The organism is Acetobacter garciniae, assembly GCF_017377735.1.
GTDB lineage: Bacteria > Pseudomonadota > Alphaproteobacteria > Acetobacterales > Acetobacteraceae > Acetobacter > Acetobacter garciniae.
Genome location: NZ_JAFVMH010000012.1, coordinates 56931 through 79278, shown reverse-complemented (window position 1 = coordinate 79278; position 22348 = coordinate 56931). Strand labels below are relative to the sequence as shown.

General features: G+C 61.5%; 22 protein-coding genes. 10 read left to right on the top strand and 12 right to left on the bottom strand.

Annotated elements, in window-relative coordinates; genetic code table 11:
• Positions 1 to 124: 124 nt before the first annotated feature.
• The 3 genes from J2D77_RS15700 (at position 125) to purU (ending at position 2729) form a co-directional block, all read left to right on the top strand.
• On the top strand, positions 125 to 535 hold the full coding sequence (locus tag J2D77_RS15700; protein ID WP_207847372.1) for a ketosteroid isomerase-related protein: 411 nt from the start codon (positions 125 to 127) through the stop codon (positions 533 to 535).
• A 246-nt stretch (positions 536 to 781) separates the two neighbouring features.
• Positions 782 to 1858 (top strand): GlxA family transcriptional regulator, encoded by a 1077-nt coding sequence (locus tag J2D77_RS15695; RefSeq protein ID WP_207847370.1) that lies wholly within the window; start codon positions 782 to 784, stop codon positions 1856 to 1858.
• Position 1859: 1 nt separating this feature from the next.
• The gene (purU, locus tag J2D77_RS15690) at positions 1860 to 2729 is read left to right on the top strand and encodes a formyltetrahydrofolate deformylase (RefSeq protein ID WP_207847368.1); all 870 of its coding nucleotides are present in this window, start codon (positions 1860 to 1862) and stop codon (positions 2727 to 2729) included.
• A 141-nt stretch (positions 2730 to 2870) separates the two neighbouring features.
• On the opposite strand, the gene J2D77_RS15685 is transcribed toward purU, so the two are convergent.
• From J2D77_RS15685 to choX, 3 genes are read right to left on the bottom strand one after another with little or no spacing between them, the layout of a single operon-like run.
• Positions 2871 to 4061 carry a quaternary amine ABC transporter ATP-binding protein gene (locus J2D77_RS15685; protein ID WP_207847366.1) on the bottom strand — a complete coding sequence of 397 codons (1191 nt, stop codon included), beginning with the start codon at positions 4059 to 4061 and terminating at the stop codon, positions 2871 to 2873.
• On the bottom strand, positions 4058 to 4912 hold the full coding sequence (gene choW / locus J2D77_RS15680; protein ID WP_207847365.1) for a choline ABC transporter permease subunit: 855 nt from the start codon (positions 4910 to 4912) through the stop codon (positions 4058 to 4060). The genes J2D77_RS15685 and choW overlap by 4 nt, the downstream gene beginning before the upstream one ends.
• Positions 4913 to 4924: 12 nt before the next feature.
• Positions 4925 to 5869, bottom strand: coding sequence for a choline ABC transporter substrate-binding protein (choX, locus tag J2D77_RS15675; RefSeq protein WP_207847364.1), 945 nt, complete (start codon positions 5867 to 5869; stop codon positions 4925 to 4927).
• 281 nt (positions 5870 to 6150) lie between these two features.
• Here choX and betB point away from each other — a divergent pair, with 281 nt between their 5' ends.
• From betB to J2D77_RS15660, 3 genes are read left to right on the top strand one after another with little or no spacing between them, the layout of a single operon-like run.
• Positions 6151 to 7605, top strand: a complete 1455-nt coding sequence (gene betB / locus J2D77_RS15670; protein WP_207847362.1) for a betaine-aldehyde dehydrogenase — start codon at positions 6151 to 6153, stop codon at positions 7603 to 7605.
• Between the two features lie 14 nt (positions 7606 to 7619).
• Positions 7620 to 9275, top strand: coding sequence for a choline dehydrogenase (gene betA / locus J2D77_RS15665; RefSeq protein WP_207847361.1), 1656 nt, complete (start codon positions 7620 to 7622; stop codon positions 9273 to 9275).
• Positions 9276 to 9283: 8 nt separating this feature from the next.
• Positions 9284 to 9832 (top strand): prolyl-tRNA synthetase associated domain-containing protein, encoded by a 549-nt coding sequence (locus J2D77_RS15660; RefSeq protein WP_207847359.1) that lies wholly within the window; start codon positions 9284 to 9286, stop codon positions 9830 to 9832.
• A 69-nt stretch (positions 9833 to 9901) separates the two neighbouring features.
• Here the strand turns inward: J2D77_RS15660 and J2D77_RS15655 are convergent, their stop codons facing one another.
• From J2D77_RS15655 to J2D77_RS15630, 6 genes are read right to left on the bottom strand one after another with little or no spacing between them, the layout of a single operon-like run.
• Positions 9902 to 10912 carry an amidohydrolase family protein gene (locus J2D77_RS15655; protein ID WP_207847358.1) on the bottom strand — a complete coding sequence of 337 codons (1011 nt, stop codon included), beginning with the start codon at positions 10910 to 10912 and terminating at the stop codon, positions 9902 to 9904.
• Positions 10912 to 11454 carry a 3-hydroxyanthranilate 3,4-dioxygenase gene (locus J2D77_RS15650; protein ID WP_207847357.1) on the bottom strand — a complete coding sequence of 181 codons (543 nt, stop codon included), beginning with the start codon at positions 11452 to 11454 and terminating at the stop codon, positions 10912 to 10914. The genes J2D77_RS15655 and J2D77_RS15650 overlap by 1 nt, the downstream gene beginning before the upstream one ends.
• A 3-nt stretch (positions 11455 to 11457) precedes the next feature.
• On the bottom strand, positions 11458 to 11898 hold the full coding sequence (locus tag J2D77_RS15645) for a RidA family protein (protein ID WP_207847356.1): 441 nt from the start codon (positions 11896 to 11898) through the stop codon (positions 11458 to 11460).
• Positions 11895 to 12677: a 2-keto-4-pentenoate hydratase gene (locus J2D77_RS15640; protein ID WP_207847355.1), complete on the bottom strand. Its 783-nt coding sequence runs from the start codon at positions 12675 to 12677 to the stop codon at positions 11895 to 11897. Before J2D77_RS15640 ends, J2D77_RS15645 begins: the two co-directional genes overlap by 4 nt.
• Positions 12674 to 13465: a 2-keto-4-pentenoate hydratase gene (locus tag J2D77_RS15635; RefSeq protein ID WP_207847354.1), complete on the bottom strand. Its 792-nt coding sequence runs from the start codon at positions 13463 to 13465 to the stop codon at positions 12674 to 12676. The genes J2D77_RS15640 and J2D77_RS15635 overlap by 4 nt, the downstream gene beginning before the upstream one ends.
• A 3-nt stretch (positions 13466 to 13468) precedes the next feature.
• A complete protein-coding gene (locus tag J2D77_RS15630) occupies positions 13469 to 14971 on the bottom strand; it encodes a 2-hydroxymuconic semialdehyde dehydrogenase (protein ID WP_230975873.1) in 1503 nt (500 codons plus the stop codon).
• Positions 14972 to 15106: 135 nt separating this feature from the next.
• Between J2D77_RS15630 and J2D77_RS15625 the strand changes: the two genes are divergently transcribed.
• Entirely contained in the window at positions 15107 to 16030 is a 924-nt protein-coding gene (locus J2D77_RS15625) for a LysR family transcriptional regulator (RefSeq protein WP_207847351.1), read from the top strand.
• A 200-nt stretch (positions 16031 to 16230) separates the two neighbouring features.
• Here J2D77_RS15625 and J2D77_RS15620 read toward each other — a convergent pair whose 3' ends face one another.
• On the bottom strand, positions 16231 to 17496 hold the full coding sequence (locus tag J2D77_RS15620) for an aminotransferase-like domain-containing protein (protein ID WP_207847350.1): 1266 nt from the start codon (positions 17494 to 17496) through the stop codon (positions 16231 to 16233).
• Positions 17497 to 17927: 431 nt separating this feature from the next.
• On the opposite strand from J2D77_RS15620, the gene J2D77_RS15615 reads away from it, so the two are divergent.
• Together J2D77_RS15615 and J2D77_RS15610 are read left to right on the top strand one after the other, a co-directional pair.
• Complete coding sequence (locus J2D77_RS15615) at positions 17928 to 18632, top strand: GntR family transcriptional regulator (protein WP_207847349.1); 705 nt, start codon at positions 17928 to 17930, stop codon at positions 18630 to 18632.
• A 136-nt stretch (positions 18633 to 18768) separates the two neighbouring features.
• On the top strand, positions 18769 to 19731 hold the full coding sequence (locus tag J2D77_RS15610; RefSeq protein ID WP_207847348.1) for a dihydrodipicolinate synthase family protein: 963 nt from the start codon (positions 18769 to 18771) through the stop codon (positions 19729 to 19731).
• Between the two features lie 163 nt (positions 19732 to 19894).
• Here the strand turns inward: J2D77_RS15610 and J2D77_RS15605 are convergent, their stop codons facing one another.
• Complete coding sequence (locus tag J2D77_RS15605; protein ID WP_207847347.1) at positions 19895 to 20614, bottom strand: hypothetical protein; 720 nt, start codon at positions 20612 to 20614, stop codon at positions 19895 to 19897.
• A 115-nt stretch (positions 20615 to 20729) separates the two neighbouring features.
• Positions 20730 to 21176 carry a MarR family winged helix-turn-helix transcriptional regulator gene (locus J2D77_RS15600; protein WP_207847345.1) on the bottom strand — a complete coding sequence of 149 codons (447 nt, stop codon included), beginning with the start codon at positions 21174 to 21176 and terminating at the stop codon, positions 20730 to 20732.
• Positions 21177 to 21232: 56 nt separating this feature from the next.
• On the opposite strand from J2D77_RS15600, the gene J2D77_RS15595 reads away from it, so the two are divergent.
• Complete coding sequence (locus J2D77_RS15595; RefSeq protein ID WP_207847343.1) at positions 21233 to 22348, top strand: FAD-dependent oxidoreductase; 1116 nt, start codon at positions 21233 to 21235, stop codon at positions 22346 to 22348.

Here is a 22348-nt window from a genome sequence, read left to right as displayed (position 1 = left end):
CTAAGATGCGGATTTCTATGGCCTGACCCGGGTTGCGCGGGCTAAAAAGGCGCGGCCCGAATGCATGGTTCCGGTCGGGTTTGTTTGAGCATTATCGTCTAGTTTTTGTGGAGTAGGGTTTCATATGTCACAACAGGCTGCCTGCGATCTTGTCGCTCGGTACTACGCGCTTTTCAATGCTGGCGATCGCGAGGGCTTCCTGGCCCTGCTGGCCGATGATGTCGCGCATGACATCAACCAGGGCGGGCGCGAGATCGGGCGCGACGCGTTCCGGGTTTTCCTGCAACGCATGGACCGCTGCTATGCCGAGCAGTTGAAGGATATCGTGGTCATGGCCGATGCCAGCGGCACCCGTGCGGCGGCTGAATTCGTGGTGCATGGCACGTATCTGAACACGGATGAAGGCCTGCCCGACGCCCGTGGCCAGACCTATGTGCTGCCCGCGGGCGCATTTTTTGAAATCAAAGACGGCAAGGTCGCCCGCATAACCAATTATTACAATCTCGAAGACTGGATGAAGCAGGTCGCGGGCTGAAACGCGGCGGCGGGCCATGATGGCCCGCCTATCATAATTCCGTAAATTTAAAAAAAATGTCGCATTTTTGAAAACGGTTATTGCCGAAATATCCCATGCTTGAACAAATAGGACATGGTGCCACACGGCATCGCGCCTGACGGCTGGACGGGGCACTTTCCCCCAAAGGTGGTTCGCGGGCTGCCCCGGTTTCTTCGGACAGGAACGGTGCGCGGTCCGGGCGGTTCAAGGATGGGGAGACCGGTTATGAATAACATGACTCCCAGGCTGGATAGTACACCCAACCTGCGCGTGGGCATTATCCTGGCCAGAAAGTTCACCCTGTCGGCCTTTGCGCTGCTGGTGGACCATTTACGGCTTGCCGCGGACCGCAACGATAACAGCCGGCCCATTCGCTGCCAGTGGACTGTCATGTCAGAGCAGTCCGAACCCGTCCGTTCCAGTTGTGGCATTCCCGTCAGCCGGGAAGCCGGCCTGCGCTCTCCGTCCGAATTTGATTATATCGTCGTGGTGGGCGGCCTGCTCCAGGGTAATGAACAGGTGGGCGAACAGACACTGGCGTATCTGCGGCAGGCGGCCAGCCTGGGCGTGCCGCTGGTGGGGATTTGTACCGGTGTGTTCGTGCTGTGCCGCGCCGGTGTCATGAAAAACCGCCTGTGCTGCGTAAGCTGGTATCACCGGCAGGATTTCATCGAGGAATTTCCCGATCACGCCGTGATCAGCGACCGGCTTTTCATTGCCGATCGCAATCGCATTTCCTGTTCCGGCGGGGCGGGTACTGCGGATATGGCCTGCTCCCTCATTGAAAAGCATTTCGGCAAATCGACAGCGCAGAAAGCCAGCCACGTGCTGCTGCTCGAACGTCAGGCCGTCAGGCAGCAGAACCTGTTGCAGCCCACGCCGCCGCTGATGAAGGAAATCCGGCTGACCACGAACGCGCATGTCAAGCGCGCGGCCATGGCCATGGAACAGAACATGAATGAGCCTGTCTCCATCGGGGTTATTGCCGAACAGCTCGGGCTTTCCCCGCGTCATCTGGTCAGGCTGTTCCAGACCGAGATCGGCATGAAGCCCACCGATTTCTACCGCCTGATCCGCCTGCGCTACGCCCGCGCTCTTTTGCGCCAGGGCGATATGTCCATTACCGAAATTGCCATTGAAACCGGATTTTCCGACTGTGCGCATTTTTCCCGTCAGTTCAAGGCCCGGTTCGGTTTGACCCCCACGGAATTGCGCCTTATGTCCGGAGCCGGGGGTGCCTATGCGCCGCTTGCCCCGTCGCAGGACAATTATGCGGGCGTTCGACTGTTTGAAGAGGCATAATATGCAGGTTCAGGACGTACGCTCTGTCGTTATTACGGTAAAATGCCAGAGCAGGCCGGGTATTGTCGCAGCATTTTCGCAGGTCATCTTTGAATGCCATGGCGATATCCTGGATATCAACCAGCATAACGACAAGACGCAGGACCGTTATTTCATGCGCATGGCCTGCCAGTTGCAGGCCGGGGAGATCCCCGCCCTGCGCGAGCGGCTGAATGCCGTGGCAGCGCGGCTGGGTGCCTATTACACCTTGCAGGACGGGGTGGAAAGCACGCGCACGCTCATCATGGTTTCACGTTTCGACCATTGCCTGAACGACCTGCTCTATCGCTGGCGCATTGGTGAACTGAACATGCAGCCGGTGGGCATTGTCTCCAACCACCCCAAGGATGTCGCATGCAGCCGGATATCTCTGGGGGATATTCCTTTTTATTACCTGCCGGTTTCCGATAGCACCAAGGACGAGCAGGAAGACAGGCTGCGCACCATCATTGCCGATACGAAGGCCGAGCTGGTCGTGCTGGCCCGTTACATGCAGGTTCTGTCAGACCGTTTCGCGCGTGAGATGGAAGGGCGCTGCATCAATATCCACCATTCCTTCCTGCCGGGTTTCAAAGGGGCCAAGCCGTATCATCAGGCATACAAGCGCGGCGTAAAGCTGATCGGGGCCACGGCGCATTACGTGACATCGGATCTGGATGAAGGGCCGATCATCGAACAGGATGTCGAACGTGTCACCCATTCCGACACGGCGGAAGATCTGGTGCGCAAGGGGCGCGATATCGAACGGCGCGTGCTGTCCCGGGCCGTGCTGTATCACCTTGAAGGACGGGTGATCCTGAATGACGACAAGACCGTGGTGTTTCTCAACTGATTGGAACCACCCTGAAGAACACATGAAAAAGGAGAGCCAAGGCTCTCCTTTTTTGTATCCGGCGTTTTATACCGCCCGGCTTGTTGCGGCTCCTGGCAGGATTTTTCCCGGCAGGGCTTTTCCTGTCCGGGCCTTTTGATGTCAGGCGGCGGCCTGGCTGATTTTGACAATGGCCCCGATAATGGTTCTCTGGTCGCACAGGCCGGTAATGGTCTTGTCCTGGTGGACCAGCAGGGGCCATGCCGTGGCCTGGCTGAAACGGGCCAGGGTGCTTAGCGGGGTCTGCTCGGGCACGCACAGCACGTCATGATCCGAAAGATCGGCAGGCAGTTCCTGCCCGGGGGCAAGGAAGACAAGGTTCACTGTGCGTGTGGGCGATGCCAGCGTGGCTGCCGCCTGATCGAGCCTGAACCTTTCCTGCCCACCCAGGGACAGATCGGCCAGGTCAGACAGGTTCAGCCGGGTCATGAAATTGCTGGCGGTGATAATCGGCAGCGGGTTCATGTGGCTGATGAATTCGCGCACATAGTCATCGGCGGGGCTGCCGACGATATCCTGCGGGGTGCCCGTCTGGACAATGCGCCCTTCTTTCATGATGGTGATCTGGTTGCCGATTTTCATGGCTTCGTCGATATCGTGGCTGACGAACAGGATGGTTTTCTTCAGCTTCTGCTGGAGCATCATCAATTCGTCCTGCAACTTGCGCCGGATCAGCGGGTCGAGGGCGGAAAAAGGCTCGTCCATCAGCAGGATATCGGCATCCGTTGCGAAGGCGCGGGCCAGGCCGACACGCTGCTGCATGCCGCCTGACAGATCCTTGACGTTGGCGTCGGCCCATTTTTCTAGCCCGACGAGTTCGAGCTTTTCATTGACCATTTCACGCCGTATGGCCGGGGCAATGTCGCGCAGTTCCAGGCCCAGCCCCACGTTCTCACGCACGGTGCGCCACGGCAGAATGGCGAACTGCTGAAAGACCATGGCAATGCGGGTCTTGCGCAGGTCGCGCAGCGTGTCGTCATCGCAGGTGGCGATATCGACATGGGCCACGCCGTTGCCGATCAGCACCTGGCCGTTCACCGTCTTGTTCAGCCGGTTGGCAGCGCGCAGGAGGGTGGATTTTCCCGACCCCGAAAGCCCCATCAGCACGCTGATCTTGCCGCGTTCGACCTCCAGGTTCGCATCCGACACACCCAGGACAATGCCGGTGTCGCGCAGGATATCCGCCCGGCTTTTGTTGTCCCTGGCCATCTCCAGCGCCTTGGCCATAAGGCCGGGGCCCTTGCGGGCGGGAAACATGATGTCCACATGGCGAAAGGAAAGGGCTGAGTTCATTTTCCGGAGTCCCCTGCGCGGCAGACGCGATCCAGGATGATGGCAAGGATGACGATGGCGAACCCGGCTTCGAACCCGATATCGACCTGCACGCTGTTCAGCGCGCGCACGACCGGCACGCCAAGGCCGCCTGCGCCCACAAGGGCTGCGATCACCACCATGGACAGGCTGAGCATGATGCATTGCGTCAGCCCCGCGCGGATCATGGGCAGGGCCGCGGGCAGTTCGATCTTCCACAGCAGTTGGCGCGGTGTCGCGCCGAAGGATTCACCCGCTTCGAGAAAGGTCTTGGACACCGAGGAAATGCCCATCTGCGTCATGCGGATGGGGGCGGGCACGGCGAAGATGATGGTCGAGATCAACCCCGGCACCGTGCCCAGGCCGAACAGGATAAGGGTGGGTATAAGATAGACGAAGGTCGGCAGGGTCTGCATCAGGTCCAGCAGAGGGTGCAGCACCTTGTCCAGCCACGGCCTGTGGGCGGCGGCAATGCCCAGCGGCACGCCGATCGCCATGGAGGTCAGGGTGGAAAACAGGATGAGCGAGAGTGTCGCCATCGTGTCGTCCCAGTATCCCTGGTTGAGGATGAACGTCAGCCCCACCCCCACCAGGGCGGGAACCAGCACACGGCGCTTGAGGGCGGCCGTGCCCGCCACGAAAATGATGATCAGCAGGATGGGGGGCACGCTTTGCAGCAGCGCGGTAAACGAGTCGACCCCCCAGGTGATGCTGTTGCTGATGATATCCAGAACCCCGGTGCAATGCGTGCGAATCCAGTCCACGAGGTCTGACATCCACATGCCGAGCGGGATTTTGTGCGACGTAATCCAGTCAGTGACGGCGTTGAGCATAAGAGGTCCGATTTACTGAAGGCCCAGGAATGCACGAACCGCGGGCAATGCCGGCGCACCATCCGTTGTCACGACGCCCGCCAGCCACTTGTCCAGCGCCTCGGGGTGGGCCTTCAGCCACTGTTTGGTGGCTTCGGGGGCGGGGACGTGGTTTTCGGAAATGGCCTGCATCATCTCGTTTTCAGCCGGTACGGTGAAGACCAGCTGCTTGAGCAGCCGCCCCACATTCGGGCATTCCTGTGCGTAGCCGTTGCGAACAATGGTGGTGACCGAGGCGGAGGCGCCAAAGACCTTGTCGCCCCCCGTCAGGTAGGTGATGTGGAAATGCATGTTCATGGGGTGGGGCTCCCACGCCAGGAACACGATCGGCTGCTGGGCGGCGATCGCGCGTGCGACCTGTGAAAGCATGCCCTGTTCGCTGCTTTCGTTCACCTTGAACTTGCCAAGCCCGAAGTCGTTATGCTGCACCATGCCCAGGATCAGGCGGTTGCCGTCATTGCCCGGCTCGATCCCGTAGATGGTGGAATGCAGCTTGTCGGCCCAGCCTGCAATGTCCTTGAAGTCGCGCAGCCCGGCGGCGGCCACGTAATCGGGCACGGCCAGGGTATAATGGGCGCCTGACAGGTTGGTGGTCAGGCGTTCCACCGCACCTTTTTGCAGGTAGGGCCCCACGACGGATGCGGCCGAGGGTTCCCAGTCGCTCATGAACACGTCAAGCTGCTTGATCTGCTGGGACAGATACGCAACCGAAAGGGCGACCATGGGGGTCTTGGTCTTGTAGCCCATGCCCTGCAGGATATTGGCCGTCAGGTTCGTGACGGCGGTGGCGTCCGTCCAGCCGGCATCCCCCATGCGGACCAGTTGGCACGACGCGGGATCGGGGTCCGCCGCCTGTGCTGGAAGCGCGCACAGGGCCGAGGCAAGAAGGGCTGAGGCGGCGAAAAGGTGCTTTTTCATCAGGCGGGGCATCTCTGGTTGGATTGTGGATCCATAATTCCATTCATTCTGAATAAAAAATAAAATAAAGCGCAAGGGAAATACGAAGAAAAAACAGGAATTTTTTTTAAATTCCGCCGACGGGCTTCATAACTTTGTTAAGAGGCGTTTTCTTCAAAAAAATGTCCATGTCATTCAAGAAGGACAGATCGTTTTTTGTATGTAATGACAGGCCGCAGGTGTATGGAAGCCCGGTCGGGGCTGCACGCCCGCGATCGTTCGGGCGGGGGAAGGGGAAAAACATGGAGATTGGCCGCAGTTGGGTAGGCGGAGCCTATCTGCCATCCACGGGGGAACGTTTCCCCAGCGTTGATCCGGCGACGGGGGAAACGCTGGCCCTGATCGAAAGCGCGACACCCCAGACACTGGCAGCGGCACTGGAAACTGCGCAAAAAGGCCAGAAGATCTGGGCGGCGATGCTGGGTGCCGAACGGGGCCGTATCCTGCGCAGGGCGGCGGACCTGCTGCGCGAACACAATACGGCACTGGCCCAGCTCGAGGCCCGCGATACCGGCAAGCCCATTGCCGAAACCGAAGCAGTGGATATCCTGTCCGGCGCCGATGCGGTGGAATATTTCGGTGCCGTCGCTGCCACCATAGGCGGGGAGTCGGTGGATCTGGGGGGAGAGGCCTTCGGGTACACCCGGCGTGAACCGCTTGGCCTGACAGCGGGAATCGGGGCGTGGAATTACCCTATCCAGATCGCATGCTGGAAATCTGCCCCCGCCCTGGCCTGCGGCAACGCCATGATTTTCAAGCCTTCGGAACTGACACCGCTCAGTGCCCTGAAACTGGCGGAGATCTACAAGCAGGCGGGCGTGCCCGACGGTGTCTTTACCGTGTTGCAGGGTGGGCGCGATGTCGGGCGCATGCTGACCCAGGCCCCCGAAATCCGCAAGATTTCCCTGACGGGGGAAGTGGGGACAGGCCGCAAGGTCATGGCCGCCGCCGCCGAGACACTGAAATACGTCACACTCGAACTGGGTGGCAAATCGCCACTGATCGTGTTCGAGGATGCCGATATCAGGAACGCCGTCTCTGCCGCGCTGCTGGCCAATTTCTATTCGGCGGGCGAAATCTGTTCGAACGGTACAAGGGTTTTCGTGCATACCGCCATCAGGGACCGTTTCCTGGCGGCCCTGAAGGAACGGGTCGAGAAAATCCGTGTGGGTGACCCGCTTGATCCGCAAACGCAGATGGGTTCGCTGATTTCGCAGGACCATATGCAAAAAGTGCTGGCCGCCATTGAAACCGGCAAGGCCGAGGGCGCTACCGTGCTGACGGGCGGCTACCGCATGACCGAAGGGGCATTGGCCAAGGGGGCTTTTGTGGCACCTACGGTTTTTGTCGACTGCCTTGATGAAATGAGCATCATGCGCGACGAGATTTTCGGCCCCGTAATGTCGGTGACCGACTTCGTGGAAGAGGACGAGGTCATAGCCCGCGCCAATGCCACACCCTTCGGCCTGGCGGCAGGCGTTTTCACCGCCGACCTGGCCCGTGCGCACCGCGTCATTCACCAGTTGCAGGCGGGCACATGCTGGATCAACACCTATAACATCACGCCGGTGGAACTGCCCTTCGGCGGTTACAAACAATCCGGGCTGGGGCGGGAAAACAGCCGCCTGGCCGTGGAACATTATACCCAGGTCAAATCCGTCTACGTGGCGCTGGGGGATGTGGACGCACCCTACTGAGCGGGAAAAAGCCGATGTCTGAATTCGACTATATTGTTGTGGGCGCGGGGTCAGCGGGGTGCGTCCTGGCCAACCGGCTGACGGAATCCGGGCAGGACAGCGTTCTTCTTCTGGAATTCGGCGGCAGCGATCGCTCCATTATCGTGCAGATGCCTTCCGCCCTGGCCATGCCCATGCACGACAAGCGCTTCAACTGGTTTTACGACAGCGAACCCGAACCCCACCTGAACGGGCGGCGCATGCACACCCCGCGCGGCAAGGGGCTGGGCGGGTCTTCTTCCATCAACGGCATGGTCTATGTGCGCGGTCATGCGCTGGATTTCGAGGAATGGGAGAGCATGGGGGCCTCGGGCTGGGGTTATGCGCATGTCCTGCCCTATTTCCGCCGTGCGGAAGGTTCAAGCGACGGCGATAGTGAATATCGTGGCAGGCAGGGGCCCTTGCACACGCAGTACGGCACGCTGGACAACCCCTTGCACGAAGCCTGGATGAAGGCGGGCGAACAGGCGGGCTACGTCCGCACGGGCGATTACAACGGTTACCGGCAGGAAGGGTTTGACAAGATGAGCATGACCGTCAGGAACGGTCGGCGGTGGAGCACCGCCAATGCTTATCTGCGCCCCGCTCTGTCGCGCAGGACCCTGAAGGTGGAAACCCACGCCCGCGTGGTCCGCATCGTGTTCGAAGGGCGGCGCGCCGTGGGGCTGGTCTACCGCAAGGGCGGGCAGGAATTCACCGTAAGGGCCCGGCGCGAGGTCATTTTAAGCGGCGGGTCCATCAATTCGCCGCAGTTGCTCAAGCTTTCGGGCATCGGCCCGGCAGCCGAACTGAAGGCGCATGGTATTCCCGTGCTGGCCGACCGGCCCGGTGTCGGGGAAAACCTGCAGGACCACCTTGAATTTTACTTCCAGGTGGCCTGCACGCAGCCCATCACCCTCTATTCGGCCATGAACCCCCTGGCCAAGCTGGGCATCGGCCTGCGCTGGCTGTTGCGAAAAGATGGGCTGGGGGCCACCAACCATTTTGAAAGCTGCGGCTTTATCCGCAGCCGCGCGGGGCTGAAATACCCCGATATCCAGTTCCATTTCCTCCCCCTTGCCGTCACGTACGATGGCAAGGGCCTGGCTTCGGGCCATGGTTTTCAGGCCCATGTGGGGCCCATGCGCTCCAAAAGCCGTGGGTGGGTCCGCCTTGCGTCCGCCAACCCCGAAGACAAGCCGCGCATCTGCTTCAATTACATGAGCCACCCGGATGACTGGGTGGACATGCGCCGCTGCGTGCGCCTGACGCGCGAAATTTTCGCGCAGGAAGCGTTCGATCCCTATCGGGGCAAGGAACTCCAGCCCGGGGAGGACTGCCAGACGGATGAGCAGATCGACGCTTTCATCCGCGAGAAGGTGGAAAGTGCGCTGCATCCGTCCTGTACCTGCAAAATGGGTAGCAAGGACGATCCCATGGCCGTGGTCGACGCCCAGACGAAGGTGATCGGCGTGGAAGGCTTGCGTGTTGTCGATTCCTCGATCATGCCGCGCATCACGAACGGCAACCTGAACGCGCCCACCGTCATGCTGGCCGAGAAAGCTTCTGATCACATCATGGGAAAACCACTTCTGCCTGCATCGAACGCGCCCTATTACGTGCCCGATGACTGGGAAACCAAACAGCGGTGAAAGAGGGAATGACAGAGCATAACCACACCGAAGAGGCGGAACGGGACGCACGGCAGACGCAGCGCGTGCTGGATTTTCTCAAAAGCGGGAACATGGCGTTTGAAAGTCTTACCCACCCGCCCGTGCACACGGTGGAGGAGGCCGAACCCTATCTGTGGACCTTGAAGGGCGCGCAGATCAAAAACTTCTTCCTCAAGGACGCCAAGGGCAAGCTGTTCGTGGTCACATGCCCGGCCGATCGGGTCGTGGACATGAAAAAGCTGGCCGTAGCATTGGGCAGCAAGAAGCTGTCCTTCGGCAAGCCTGACCTGATGATGGAATGTCTCGATACGCAGCCCGGCGCCCTGGGCCCGCTCAGCCTGCTGGCGGACACCCAGCACCGCGTCACCTTCGCGATTGACGAGGATCTGTGGCGCTCCGAATTCATAATCTGCCACACCATGTGCAGCACCTGCTCGGTCTCGCTTGCCGTTGCGGACCTGAAGACAAGCCTCGAACGCCTGGGCGTGCAACCGCTCGTCTTTTCCCTGGCGGAGGAACAGGCACCGCTCGCCTGATCGCGCTTTATAGGGGTGTGCCAGCAAACGGGCCGGGGTGGCATGGCCTGCCGCCTCGGCCCGTGCGGATCATGCCGCGGGAAATTCTTTTTCCAGCCCAAGAAATTTTATGGCGTTGCTGCCCAGGATCCTTTTTTTCTCCACTGCGTTGAGGCGATCCGTGCCGCGTACGAGCGCGCCCATTTGTTGTTCGCCAAGCGGGAAGGGGTAGTCGGTGCCCAGCACCACCTTGTCCGAGCCCATGACATCGACCAGCAGGCGCAGGGCGCCTTCATCGAACACGGCTGAATCGACATAAAAGCGATCCACATAGCTCGAAGGCGGATTGGGGCAGTCTTCGCGCACGATGTCACGATGTTTCCAGGCATTGTCGACCCTGCCCAGAAGATAGGCAAAACTGCCGCCCCCATGGGCGAAGCACAGGCGCAGGCTGCGGGGCAGTCTTTCGAAAGAGCCTGACAGGATCAGGGACAGGATGGATAATTGTGTTTCCGCCGGCATGGAGACAAGCCAGGGCAGCATGTATTTGCGCATGCGGTTCATGCCCATCAGGTCCCATGGGTGAACCAGCACCGCCGCGCCTTCATTGGCGCAGTGGTGCAGGAAGGTCAGCAGGCCTTCGTCATCCAGGTTGCGTTCGCCCACATGGTTGCCGATCTGCACGCCCAGATGGCCGCTGGCCATGGCGCGGCTGACCTCCTGGCAGGACAGGTCGATATCCTGCAACGGCACCTGGGCCAGGGCACGCATGCGGCCGTTCGACTGGGCGCACAGTTCCAGGGCGCTGTCGTTGAACAGGCGCGCGCAGGTCAGGGCCTGTTCGATCGGGCGCTCATAGGCGAACAGGACGGGGGTTGCGGAAATGACCTGCAAATCGATCCCGTCGCGGTCCATGTCCTCCAGCCGTTGCTGCGGGTCCCAGCAGGCGGAGGTGACGGGCCGGAATTCCCGGTCGCCAATCATGACGACAGCCTTGCCCGGTTCCGTATGGCGCATCCAGGGCCAGTTGGGGGTGCCGAAGCGCTCGGCAAGGTCAGGCCATGTCTTTGGAAAAAAATGGCTGTGTATGTCGATGATCATCAGATTTTCACCCATCCTGCCGGAGGCTGCTTGCCGGGGTGGACTGCACCGCAATGCGGGCAGGTGCGGGCGGAAATATCTTCGTAGAACGCCTTGTACAAAGGTGGCAGGTCATCGACAATGCTTTTCAGTTCGACCTCGACCCGGTGCACCAGGCCATTGCATTCAAAGCAGTACCATTCGAACCCGTCGCGCGCACCCTTGGCGCGGGCGGGTTCGATCACCAGCCCGATCGAGCCTTCCTCCGGGCGCTGGGGGGAATGCCGGACATGGGGGGGAAGGAGGAAAATATCGCCTTCGCGAATGGGAACATCGTAATGTTCGCCATTATCCACCACCTTGAGTACCATGTTGCCTTTAAGCTGGTAGAAAAATTCCTCCACCGGGTCGTCATGGAAATCGGTTCTCTGGTTCGGCCCGCCGACAACCGTGACCATCATGTCGGCATCTTTCCAGATCTGCTGGTTCCCCACAGGGGGTTTGAGAAGATGCTGGTGTTCGTCGATCCATGTCCTGAAATTGAATGCGGAGAGTTTGCTCATTGGTCAGGCCTCCGGACGGGCAGGGGTTGCAAGTGGCGCGTAGGCGACAGCCTTGATTTCGATCAGCAGGTCGGGATGCGGCAGTTGCGCCACCGCGACCGTGGTACGGGCCGGCCCCTCGGGGCCGAAAAATTCGGAATAGGTGGCGTTATAGTTGGCAAAGTCAGCCATATTGACAAGAAATGTCGAAATTTCGACCACATCCGCCAATGAGGCCCCAACACTGACGAGAATTTTCTCGATATTGAGGATAACGGCACGGGTCTGGGCGACGATATCGCGGTAGCGGTTGCCATCCGCCCCGATATGCACGCCCTCGAACGTGTTGTCCGGGCGGCGTGAACTGGTCCCCGAGACAAACAGGAAATCGCCCGCGCGACGCACATGGGGGAAGCTGCCCATGGGTTTGGCGTTGCCGGGCACGACAAAGGCGTTGCGTGTCATGGTGTTTCTCCACTAACGGTAAATCCGACGCGGCCCAGATCCTGCACCTCGACCGAAACATAAGCCCCCGGGCGCAGCGGTTCGGCCGCCATGGCTGCCCCCGCCAGCACGATATCGCCCGGTTGCAGGGGCTCCCCGGCATCGGCTGCAAGGCGCGCGGCCCGCAGCAGGGCCCGCAGCGGGTGGCCCAGAATGGCCGCACTGGAGCCCAGTTGCGCCACGCGCCCGTCAAGGCGCATGACCATGCCCAGATTGCCGACATCGCGCGGAGCCACCGGGTTGCCCAGGACGACAGCGGCGGCGGAGCAGTTATCGGCAATGACATCGGCTTCGCTGAACACGAAGTTTTCGTAACGGCTGTCGATGATCTCGATCGCGGGCAGCACGGCCTCGATCGCAAGCGCCGTTTCGCTCAGGCTGGCATCGGCCGGCAGGCTGCGCTTGAGAATAAAGGCGATTTCGGGTTCCGCGCGGGGGTGGATATAGGCACTGAACGCCAGTTCCGCCGCATCATGGAACAGCATGGCGTCCGTCAGCCTGCCCCATATGACCTCGTTCACACCCACCTGCCGCATTTTGGCGACACTGGTCAGGCCGAGCTTGAGCCCGATGCGCCTTTCCCCGCGCATGTAGCGTTCCTCCATCAGCAGGCGTTGAATTTCCAGCGCGCCCGCGCGGTCCAGCCCAGGTTCGGTCAGGGTCAACTGGGCGATGGGGGTGGCGGTGCGGGCGGCGGTGTCCAGCGCGCGCGCGTAGCCGCTGTATCGTGTGTGTGTCATGCCGAAAATCCTACGCTAACACTGCCCAGCCCTTCGATCCGTGCCTCGAAGAAGTCTCCCGCAGTCACGTTCACCATCGGCCCGAGCGCGCCGGACAGCACGATATCGCCCGCCCGCAGGGGGGTGCCGTGGCGCACCATGGTGCGCGCAAGCCACGCCACGGCGTTCAGGGGCGAGCCCAGGCAGGCCATGCCCACGCCGGTCGAGACGGGTTCCCCCCGTCGTTCGATGACCATGCCGCATAATTGCAGGTCGATGCTGGTGAGCGTGCGCGGATAAGCCCCCAGCACGAATGCCCCGGAGGACGCATTGTCGGCTATGGTATCGGCAATGCGGATATCCCAGTTCTCGATCCGGCTGCCGACGATCTCAAGCGCGGGCAGTACGTAATCGGTCGCGCGGATCACATCGGCAAGGGTCGTGCCCTCCTTGGGCAGGTCACGCCCCAGCACGAAGGCGATTTCGGCCTCTACCTTGGGCTGCATGATGTGATCGAACGCGATTTCCGCCCCTTCGGGAAAAGCCATGTCATCAAGAAGAATGCCGAAATCGGGGCGGTCCACCCCCAGCGCTTTCTGCACGGAAAGGGCGGTCAGCCCGATCTTGTGCCCGACCTGCCGCCTGCCCGCCGCCAGGTATTCGCGCACAAGCTGCTGCTGCACGGCATAGGCATCGTCTATGGCGTCGGGCCCCAGCAGGTCGCGTATGGGCGCACAAGGGGTCTTGGTTGCGGCCGCGGCCAGAAGTCTCGTGGCGGCGGCGTAGATATGATCTTTCGAGAAGGGCATTGTTCAGAGCTTTATGCAGATGTTGGTCGGCTCGGAATAGAAAGCGAGGGAATGCCGTCCCCCCTCGCGCCCGATGCCCGAGAGCTTGACGCCGCCAAAGGGCGTGCGCAGGTCGCGCAGGAACCATGTATTGACCCACACAATGCCGCTTTCCATGCGCGGGGCCAGCCGGTGGGCACGCTTGAGGTCGGTGGTCCATAACGCCGTGGCCAGCCCGTACTGCGTGTTGTTGGCCGCCGTTACGGCGTCTTCTTCCGTATCGAACGGGGCTATGTGGCAGACAGGGCCGAAAATTTCCTCCTGCATGCAGCGCGCATCGGCTGAAAGCCCGGTCCAGATCGTGGGGGAGACGAAACAGCCCTGATCGCGTGCATCGCCAAAGACCGGAACGCTCCCGCCCGTGACCACTCTCGCACCTTCGGCCACGGCAAGGTCGAAATAGGACAGCACCTTGGCACGATGTTCCTTCGAGATCAGGGGCCCCATGCCCACACCCTGTTCATAAGGGCTGCCCACACGGATCTGTTCCGCGCGGAGCTTGAAGGCGTGCACGAATTTTTCAAAAATCGGCCGTTCCACATACACGCGTTCGGTGCACAGGCAGACCTGCCCGCAGTTGGAAAAGACCGAACGCAGGGTTCCGGCCACGGCTTCGTCAAAATCCGCATCGGCAAAAATCAGGCTGGCATTCTTGCCGCCCAGTTCGAAGGAGATCGGTTTTACGGTTTGCGCCGCACCGCGCATGATGGCCGACCCCGTGGCCGAAGCCCCGGTAAAGGTCACGGCGTCCACGCCGGCATGGGTGCTCAGGAACCCGCCGGCGGAGTCAGGCCCGAAGCCGTGCACAAGGTTGAACACACCGGGCGGCAGCCCGATCTCGTCAATGACTTCGGCCAGGAGGGTGGCCGAATAGGGCGTTTCTTCCGATGGCTTGGCAATGACCGCATTGCCGCAGGCCAGGGCCGGGGCCACTTTCCATGTCAGCAGCAGAAGCGGCAGGTTCCATGGTGAAATCACCGCAACAACGCCAAGCGGCTTGTTGATCGTGTAGTTCAGCGCCCCCAGCCCGTCAGGCGTGGTGCTTTGAAAGCAGTCGCCATGCGCGGTGGCGATCTGATCGGCAAAGGCGCGGAAATTGGCGATGGCGCGCGGGATGTCGATGGTGCGGGCGTGGGTGGCGTCTTTCCCCGTATCCGCGATTTCGGCGGCGACAAAGGCGTCGAACCGCCGCTCTATCCCATCCGCGATCTGGCGCAGGGCGCGCGCGCGTGCATCTACCGTGGTGGTGCCCCAGCCCGCAGCCAAGGCGGCTTTCGCAGCACTGACGGCCTTGTCCACCACTGCCTGGCCCGCTTCGCACACCTGGGCGACCACGCTGCCGTCAACGGGGTTGATATCGTCAAAACGGGTCTCGGTTTCGATCCAGTGCCCACCCACGTAATTGCGCAGGAGCGGGATATCCGCTCCAGTCGTGGGGTAGGGCTGGTCAAGGTTGTGCTGCGGCATGGGGCCTCCTGGGTGGCTTGAAGCGGCACCTGGAGTGTTCCGTTTTTAGGTATGCAATGAAAGCGACTTCTTGACGTTCTTATATGAACGGCAGGAATATCAGGCGAGGTCACTTTTTGAACCGGAGCCGCAACGATGCAAGTCAACCGCCTGACCATCCGCCACCTGCGTCTTGTCGCGGCCATTTTGCGTGAAGGCAATCTGGTGCGGGCCGCCGCCAGCCTGAACATGACGCAGTCGGCCGTGACCAAGGCCCTGCACGAAACCGAGCAAAGCCTGCAGATGGTGCTGTTCTCGCGCACCAATCGCGGCACGGTGCCCACGCCGGCGGGCGAGATGCTGGGTGTGCATGCTCGGCTCATTCTCTCCCAGCTTGATTCGGCGGCGCAGGAACTGACAGACCTGCATGACGGAACAGGCGGGCGGATCGCCATTGGCACGCTTATCGCGGCTTCCGGGCTTTTGCTGCCCAACGCCATCCTGGCCTTGCAGCGTCTGCGGCCGCGCCTTGTCATCAAGGTGGTGGAAGGCACGAATGACGTGCTGCTGCCCGCCCTGCGCTGCGGGGAACTGGACATGGTCATAGGCCGCCAGCCCGAATTCGGATTGCGCGACGGATTCGTGCATGAATTTCTGCTGCACGATGTCGCGCGCATTGTCGTGCGGGCGACCCACCCGCTGGTGGGCGCGCGGCATGTCACGCTGGCCGATCTGCTGGAATGGCCATGGATCATGCCCGGTTACGAAACAACATTGCGCCGCCAGATCGAGGCGACGTTGCGCACGGCCTCGCTCGACCTGCCAAGGCGCTATGTGGAATCGGTGTCCTTCCTGATCAACCGCGCCCTGCTGCTGGAGGACGACTATATCGGTGTGTGGCCGTCATCCGTCGCCCGGGTCGAGACGGATATGGGGTTCATACAGGTTCTAAAGGTCGACCTGCCCGCGACATCCCACCCTATCGGTGTGACCTTGAACCCGGCGGTACGCATGCGCCCCGCAGCCCAGATCTTTCTCGATACCTTGCGGGATGAGGCGCAAAAAAGCCAGATTATGTAAGGATTATCTAAAAACAGATAAAAGTTTCCGGTGAAGCTTTTTTCAAAAAGCTGCAGAAAACGTCACCTTTTAAAAAAAGGCGATACCCGAAAACTTTTATCTGCTTGCAGACTGTTTTCGATCCAAAACCTTTCCGCAAAACGCGGGCCCCGTCGTGCGGGCCATGTGCGAATGTCGAAACGCACATGGCCCGCAGCCTCTCACGATGTCAGGGACGGGCTTGTCGCAGGGTAGGTCCGCGCGCCGGGCTGCACGCCCATGGCCTTGAAGGTCTGGGCCAGTCGGGCCATGCCCTGATCCAGCTTGGCTTCATCGCAATAGGTGAAGGAAAGCCGTATGGAAGGCGGCACGATACCCAGCGGGTCGAAAGGCTCACCCGGGCCGATCAGCACCCCGGCCTGCATGCCCAGATCGACAAGGCGTTCCACATCCACTGTCGTGTCCAGCAGAGTGCCCCAGACAAACATGCCGCCGGCAGGCACTTCCCAGCGCACATAATCCCCGATGTGGCGGGCCATGGCCGCACATAGCGCGTTACGGCGCGCGCGATACAGGGCGATAATGCGCGGATGGCATTCCTCGATCAGCCCGGTCTGCATGGCCTTTACGGCCATACGCTGGGCCAGCCCGTTCGAACACATGTCGCTGGCCTGCTTGGCGGTGGACAGCATGCGGATCGTTTCGGGGGCGGCGATAATCCAGCCCACGCGCATGCCCGGGGCCAACTGCTTGGACAGGCTGCCCAGGTGAATGATCGGGCAGTCATCAAGGTTTTCTTGGCCCTTGCTGGCCAGTTCCAGCAGCGTGGGCAGGGGTTCGCCGTCGTAGAACAGCGCGCCGTAGGGGTCATCCTCGACCAGGGGCGTGCCCGATACACGCGCGGCGGCAAGCAGTTTCTGCCGTTCCTCCAGCGTGACCAGATAGCCGGTCGGGTTCGAGAAATTGGGGATCATGTAGGTAAAGGCCGCCCCCGCCATGCGGGCAGCCAGGTCGCGGCCTTCGCGCAGCCCCAGGTGGCGATAGGTGGGGTTGCGCGGCCGCCATGCGTCGAAAGCCCCGGCATAGCTGGGAATTTCGCACGCAATCGTATCGCCCGAGGTGGTGAAGATCTTGCCCAGCAGGTCAAGCGCCTGCGTGCCGCTGGCCGTGATCAGCACGTTTTCGGCTTTCGCAGGTACGCCACGGGCGCGAAAGCGTTGGGCCACCGTTTCGCGCAGGTCGGCAAGGCCGGGGGTTGGGCCATAGCCCAGGCAGTCATCGGGATAGTCCAGAATGGCCTGCGCCGCGATGGCCGAAAGTGCCTTTGCAGGCAGAAGCGAGGGATCGGGCATGCCGCCCGAGAGGTTTATCAGCCCGGGAATGCTGGCTGCCGCAATATTGCGGGAGGTAAACGGATTGGTTTTCGCAAGCCAGGGCGCAAAACGCGGCCCGGCCGGGCGAGAGTCGATAAGGGACCGATCGGTCATGAAAAGGGACTCACTGGGTCTGAAAGGTTGTAGGTCTTGCAGACGAACATGACTTGGCGGCCATGGGCTTGCCAGAAAGCCTTCGACTGGGGAGCCCCCGCGCAGGGAGGCCACCCGCCTAATAGCTAGCAGGTCGACCGGGCTGGGCACATATATTGGCCAGAACCTCGAAGTCTACCGATCACGTAACACCGTGCCCCCCGATAAGAGCAGGCTGTGGGGGCATTTGTAAAGTGTTTGGGTGACTCGGCGCGCACTTATGCGTCTATGACATGACGCAAGGCGGGCAGCGGGCATGGTGGTTCGGGGTGCGGTTCCGGGCCGGTTCTGGTAATGGGGTTCAGGGGCCTGCGGCAAGCCGGGCTGCGCGCGCTCTTGCCCTGCCGGTGCTTGCGGCTATACGTCTTGTGTCGCCAACAGGACTGTTTTGAATGACAAATACTTCCAAGACCTCCGTAACAGAACGCAAGCGCGGCTCGGGCGCCAAAATGGTCTATGACCTGCTGCGTGACGAAATACTGGATCTTGTGCTGCCCCCGGGCAGCCCGATCGATGAGGTCCTGCTGGCCGAACGCTTCGAAATGTCGCGCACCCCCATCCGTGAAGCGCTGGTGCGGCTGGCGGGGGAAGGGTTGGTCGATACGCTTCCGAATCGGTCCACCATGGTGTCCAATATCGATTTCTTGAACATGCACACCTATTTCGACGCGCTGGTGCTGATGTACCGCGTCACCACCCAACTGGCCGCCCGTTACTACCGCGAGAGCGACCTGGAGGTTATCCGCACGCATCAGGCGGCCTTTGCCGCGGCGGTCGAAGCCCAGGACGCGCTGGCCATGATCGCAACCAATGCGGCGTTCCACCTGGCCATCGCCGAAGCCGGGCGCAACCCGTATTTCACCTCTCTGTTCAAGCGCCTGCTCGATGAAGGCCGCCGGATTCTGCGGCTGTACTACCAGTCCTACGAAGACCGCCTGCCCCGCCGGTTTGTCGAGGAGCACGATGAAATGATAGCCGCCATCGTCGCGCGCGACCTGGTCCTGTCCGAGCAGTTGGGGCGCGAACATGCCGAACAGATCGTGCGCCAGGTGCAAAAGCTGCTGACCCGGAACGAACGGCTGGATATCGCCCTTTAGGGCTTGCGCGTTTTCTGTCGAAATCTTGTCGACAAATAAAATACAGTGAGCTAATGTCCCTTCGAACAGGCGGGGCAGGCCGTTTTGCGCCGTGCCCACCTCCGCCCTTATCGTGATTTTTCAAATGGAGCGCGTTATGGCCACCAATATTTTCCACGGCGTCATTCCTGCCCTGATGACCCCTTGCAAGGACGATCGCACCCCCGATTTCGACGCCCTTGTCCGCAAGGGCAAGGACCTGATCGCCCAGGGCATGTCCGCCGTCGTGTATTGCGGTTCCATGGGGGATTGGCCGCTCCTGACCGATGCGCAGCGCATGGAAGGCGTTGAACGCCTGGCCAAGGCCGGTGTGCCTGTTATTGTCGGCACCGGCGCCATCAACACCGCAAGCGCTGTCGCCCTTGCAACCCAGGCCCAGAAAGTCGGCGCCAAGGGGCTGATGGTGATCCCGCGCGTGCTGTCACGCGGGTCAGTCATTGCAGCGCAGAAGGCGCATTTCAAGGCCATCCTGTCTGCGGCCCCCGAACTGCCCGCCATTATCTACAACAGCCCCTATTACGGCTTCGCCACCCGTGCGGACCTGTTCTTCGCCCTGCGCGCCGAACACCCCAACCTGGTCGGCTTCAAGGAATTCGGCGGCCCGGACGACATGCGCTACGCGGCCGAAAACATCACCAGCCGTGGTGATGGCGTGTCCCTGACAATCGGTGTCGATACCGCCGTGGTGCATGGTTTCGTCAACTGTGGGGCCACCGGGGCCATTACCGGCATCGGCAACGTGCTGCCCAAGGAAGTGCTGCACCTGTGCGCGCTGTCCCGCGCTGCCGCCGCAGGCGATGTGGAAGCCCGCCAGCGCGCGCTTGAACTGGAACAGGCGCTGGCCGTGCTGTCCTCCTTCGATGAAGGGCCGGACCTTGTGCTGTTCTTCAAGCACATGATGGTGCTCAAGGGCGATCGCGAATACACGCTGCACTTCAACCCGACCGACGAGCTGAACGAAAGCCAGCGCGGCTATGTCGAAGCCCAGCTCAAGCTGTTCGACACATGGTATGGCCAGTGGAGCAAGCTGCCCGGTGCAGTGCAGACCTACAAGGCATAAGCGGGATCGTTCTTCCTGCATAAAGCGAAAGGCCCTTCCACCCGGAAGGGTCTTTTTTATGGAGAACACCTTTGCGCGGTTTTGATTATTGCCGCATTACACAATATTTTTTCACCGGATATGCGGCGCTGTCCAGCATGGCCAGCGGACGTGCCCGATGGCCTTAATGGGAGGCCGCAGTGTCGTGGTTTGCGCCGGTTTCGCCCATGAAGCCGATATCGCCGCCCTGCATGCCACCTTGCCCATCCTTCCCGCCCGCGTCGTCTTTCCTGCCGTCTTCCTTCCCGCGCGCACCCGAACCCTGGGTACGGACAGGCCCCTGCATCGGCAAGGCAAGGTCGGAGGGAATGGGGTCGAGATCGAGCGCCTTTCGGATAAAATCGCGTAGCGAGACAACCAGTCGGTGCGTATGCACGCGTTGCCCGCCCACCAGTTCCCGGGCGGCCTGTTCGGCCAGGCGCACATGTTCCTCCGTTCCCAGCAGAATGATATCCGACAATGCTGCTTCCACCGCGTCACGAATGCGGCGTGCGCGGTCCGATCCCGCGTCTGACCCGATAGCCGGCCCGATGGTGCTATCGCTTTCCATGCCGCCCGGCGTGGCGGTGGCAGTGGGGGCTCCCCCGTCATTCGGCACGGTGCGCAGGTCCCGGCGATGGCGGGGGTCCACGGCCAGGTCGCCGGTGAAGGAACCGCCCAGCGTGCGATAAGCGGCAATCAGGGTGCGCAGGCGTTCGTTGATCTGGCGGTTCATGCGTTCGCGCCGTTGCTGGATGACAACCATCATCAAAAGCCGGATGCCCACACCGATCAGCGTGATCAGCGACAGGCCGACCATGGTGAACAGGAGATTGTGCCACGAACTGAAATCGAGATTACGCAATACAGGCTCCTCGGGCAGCGGATAAAGACCGGTCTGGTCCTGTCGCTTATAAATCCCAATCGGTTGAAAGCCGTATAAATAATAGCGGCTGGCACGCGGGCGAATACGCGCGCGTTCAGTGCTCCATTGTCTCGATATTGGCCAGCACCCGCTTGAGCAGGGACACAAGTGTATCGACCTCGTCAGGGGTCAGCCCCTGTGTCATGTCGGCGTTGCCCTGGCGCAGTACCGCCCGGCCAGCCGGCAGGCGCGCGAGTGCTTCGGGGGTGAGCGAGATCAGGCTCGCGCGCCGGTCGCGCGGGTCGGGCGCGCGCGCGATCAGGCCATCGCGCTCCATGCGGGTGAGCATCTGCGCCATGGTCGGTTGCTCGACCTTTGCCATGCGGGCCAGTTCCGTCTGCGAAAGTGCCGCACCGTCCTTGAGCGCTGCCAGCACTGGCAACTGTGCGGTGGCAAACCCCAGTTCGCGCAGCCGCGCATCGCCCACGCGGGTCAGGCCCCGGGCGATCCGGCTGAAATAATGGCCGGGATGGTGCAGGGGATCCCATTCGTCATCGCGCATTGCATAGGCTCCTATGTTCATATATATAGGCGCCTATGTAAATGAAGGGCAATGGCATGGCAAGGAACCGGATAGCGATTATCGGCGGTGGCCCCGGCGGGTTGATGCTGGCGCGGCTGCTGCAACTGCGCGGGCTTGCCCCCGTCGTGTTCGAGCGCGACACGCATGGCACCCAGCGCCCACAGGGCGGATCGCTCGACCTGCACGGCCAGACCGGCCAGCATGCGCTGCGTGTGGCAGGGCTGGAAGCCGCGTTCACTGCTGCCTCCCGCCCTGAAGACCAGGGCGACCGGCTTTACGATAGCGCTGGCACCTTGCTGTTCGACCGCGATGCGCCCAGCGATGACCGGCCCGAAATCGACCGCACCGTGCTGCGTCAGATTCTGCTGGACTCGCTCCTGCCCGGCACACTCCGCTGGGGTAGTCGCATTGCGAAAATTATGCCTTCTGATAAAGGCTTTTCGGTAATTGGTGCGGGATGGCAGGAAGAATTCGATGTGGTGGTGGGGGCCGATGGCGCATGGTCATGCGTGCGCCCGCTGCTGAGTGACGCCGTGCCGGTTTATGAAGGTGTGACACTGGTCGAGCTGGGCTTTGATGTTGCGCGCCATCCCGCCATCGACCTGCTGACGGGCCGGGGCAAGATGTTTGCGGTGGGCGACAACCGGGTGCTGGTCACGCAGCGCAACGGGTTTGGGCATATTCGTGGCTATGCGGGCCTGCGCCTGCCCGAGGAAACGGCCCGGCAATGGCGGGGCCTGTCCCCCCGGCAGGTGCGCATGGCCTTGCAGGAGGCGTTCGCGGGCTGGGCCCCCAGCCTGATGGCGGTGATCCAGAGCGGGGATTTCATAGGGGTGCGCCCGCTTTATGCCTTGCCGGTGGGCCATTGCTGGCAAAGCCGGCCGGGGCTGACGCTGCTGGGCGATGCAGCGCATCTGATGTCGCCCTTTTCGGGCGAAGGGGTCAATCTTGCCCTGGCCGACGCACTCGACCTTGCCAGCGCCTTGACCGCTACGGGGGACTGGTCGGCCGTCACCCGTTATGAGGCGGCAATGTCAGCGCGGGCCGCCATTGCCGCAGCAGGTGCGGCACAGGGGCTGAACGGGGCGTTCTCACCCCAGGGTGCGGCACCCGTGCTGGCGCATTACCGCGCGCGCGTGTGCGAAATGTGA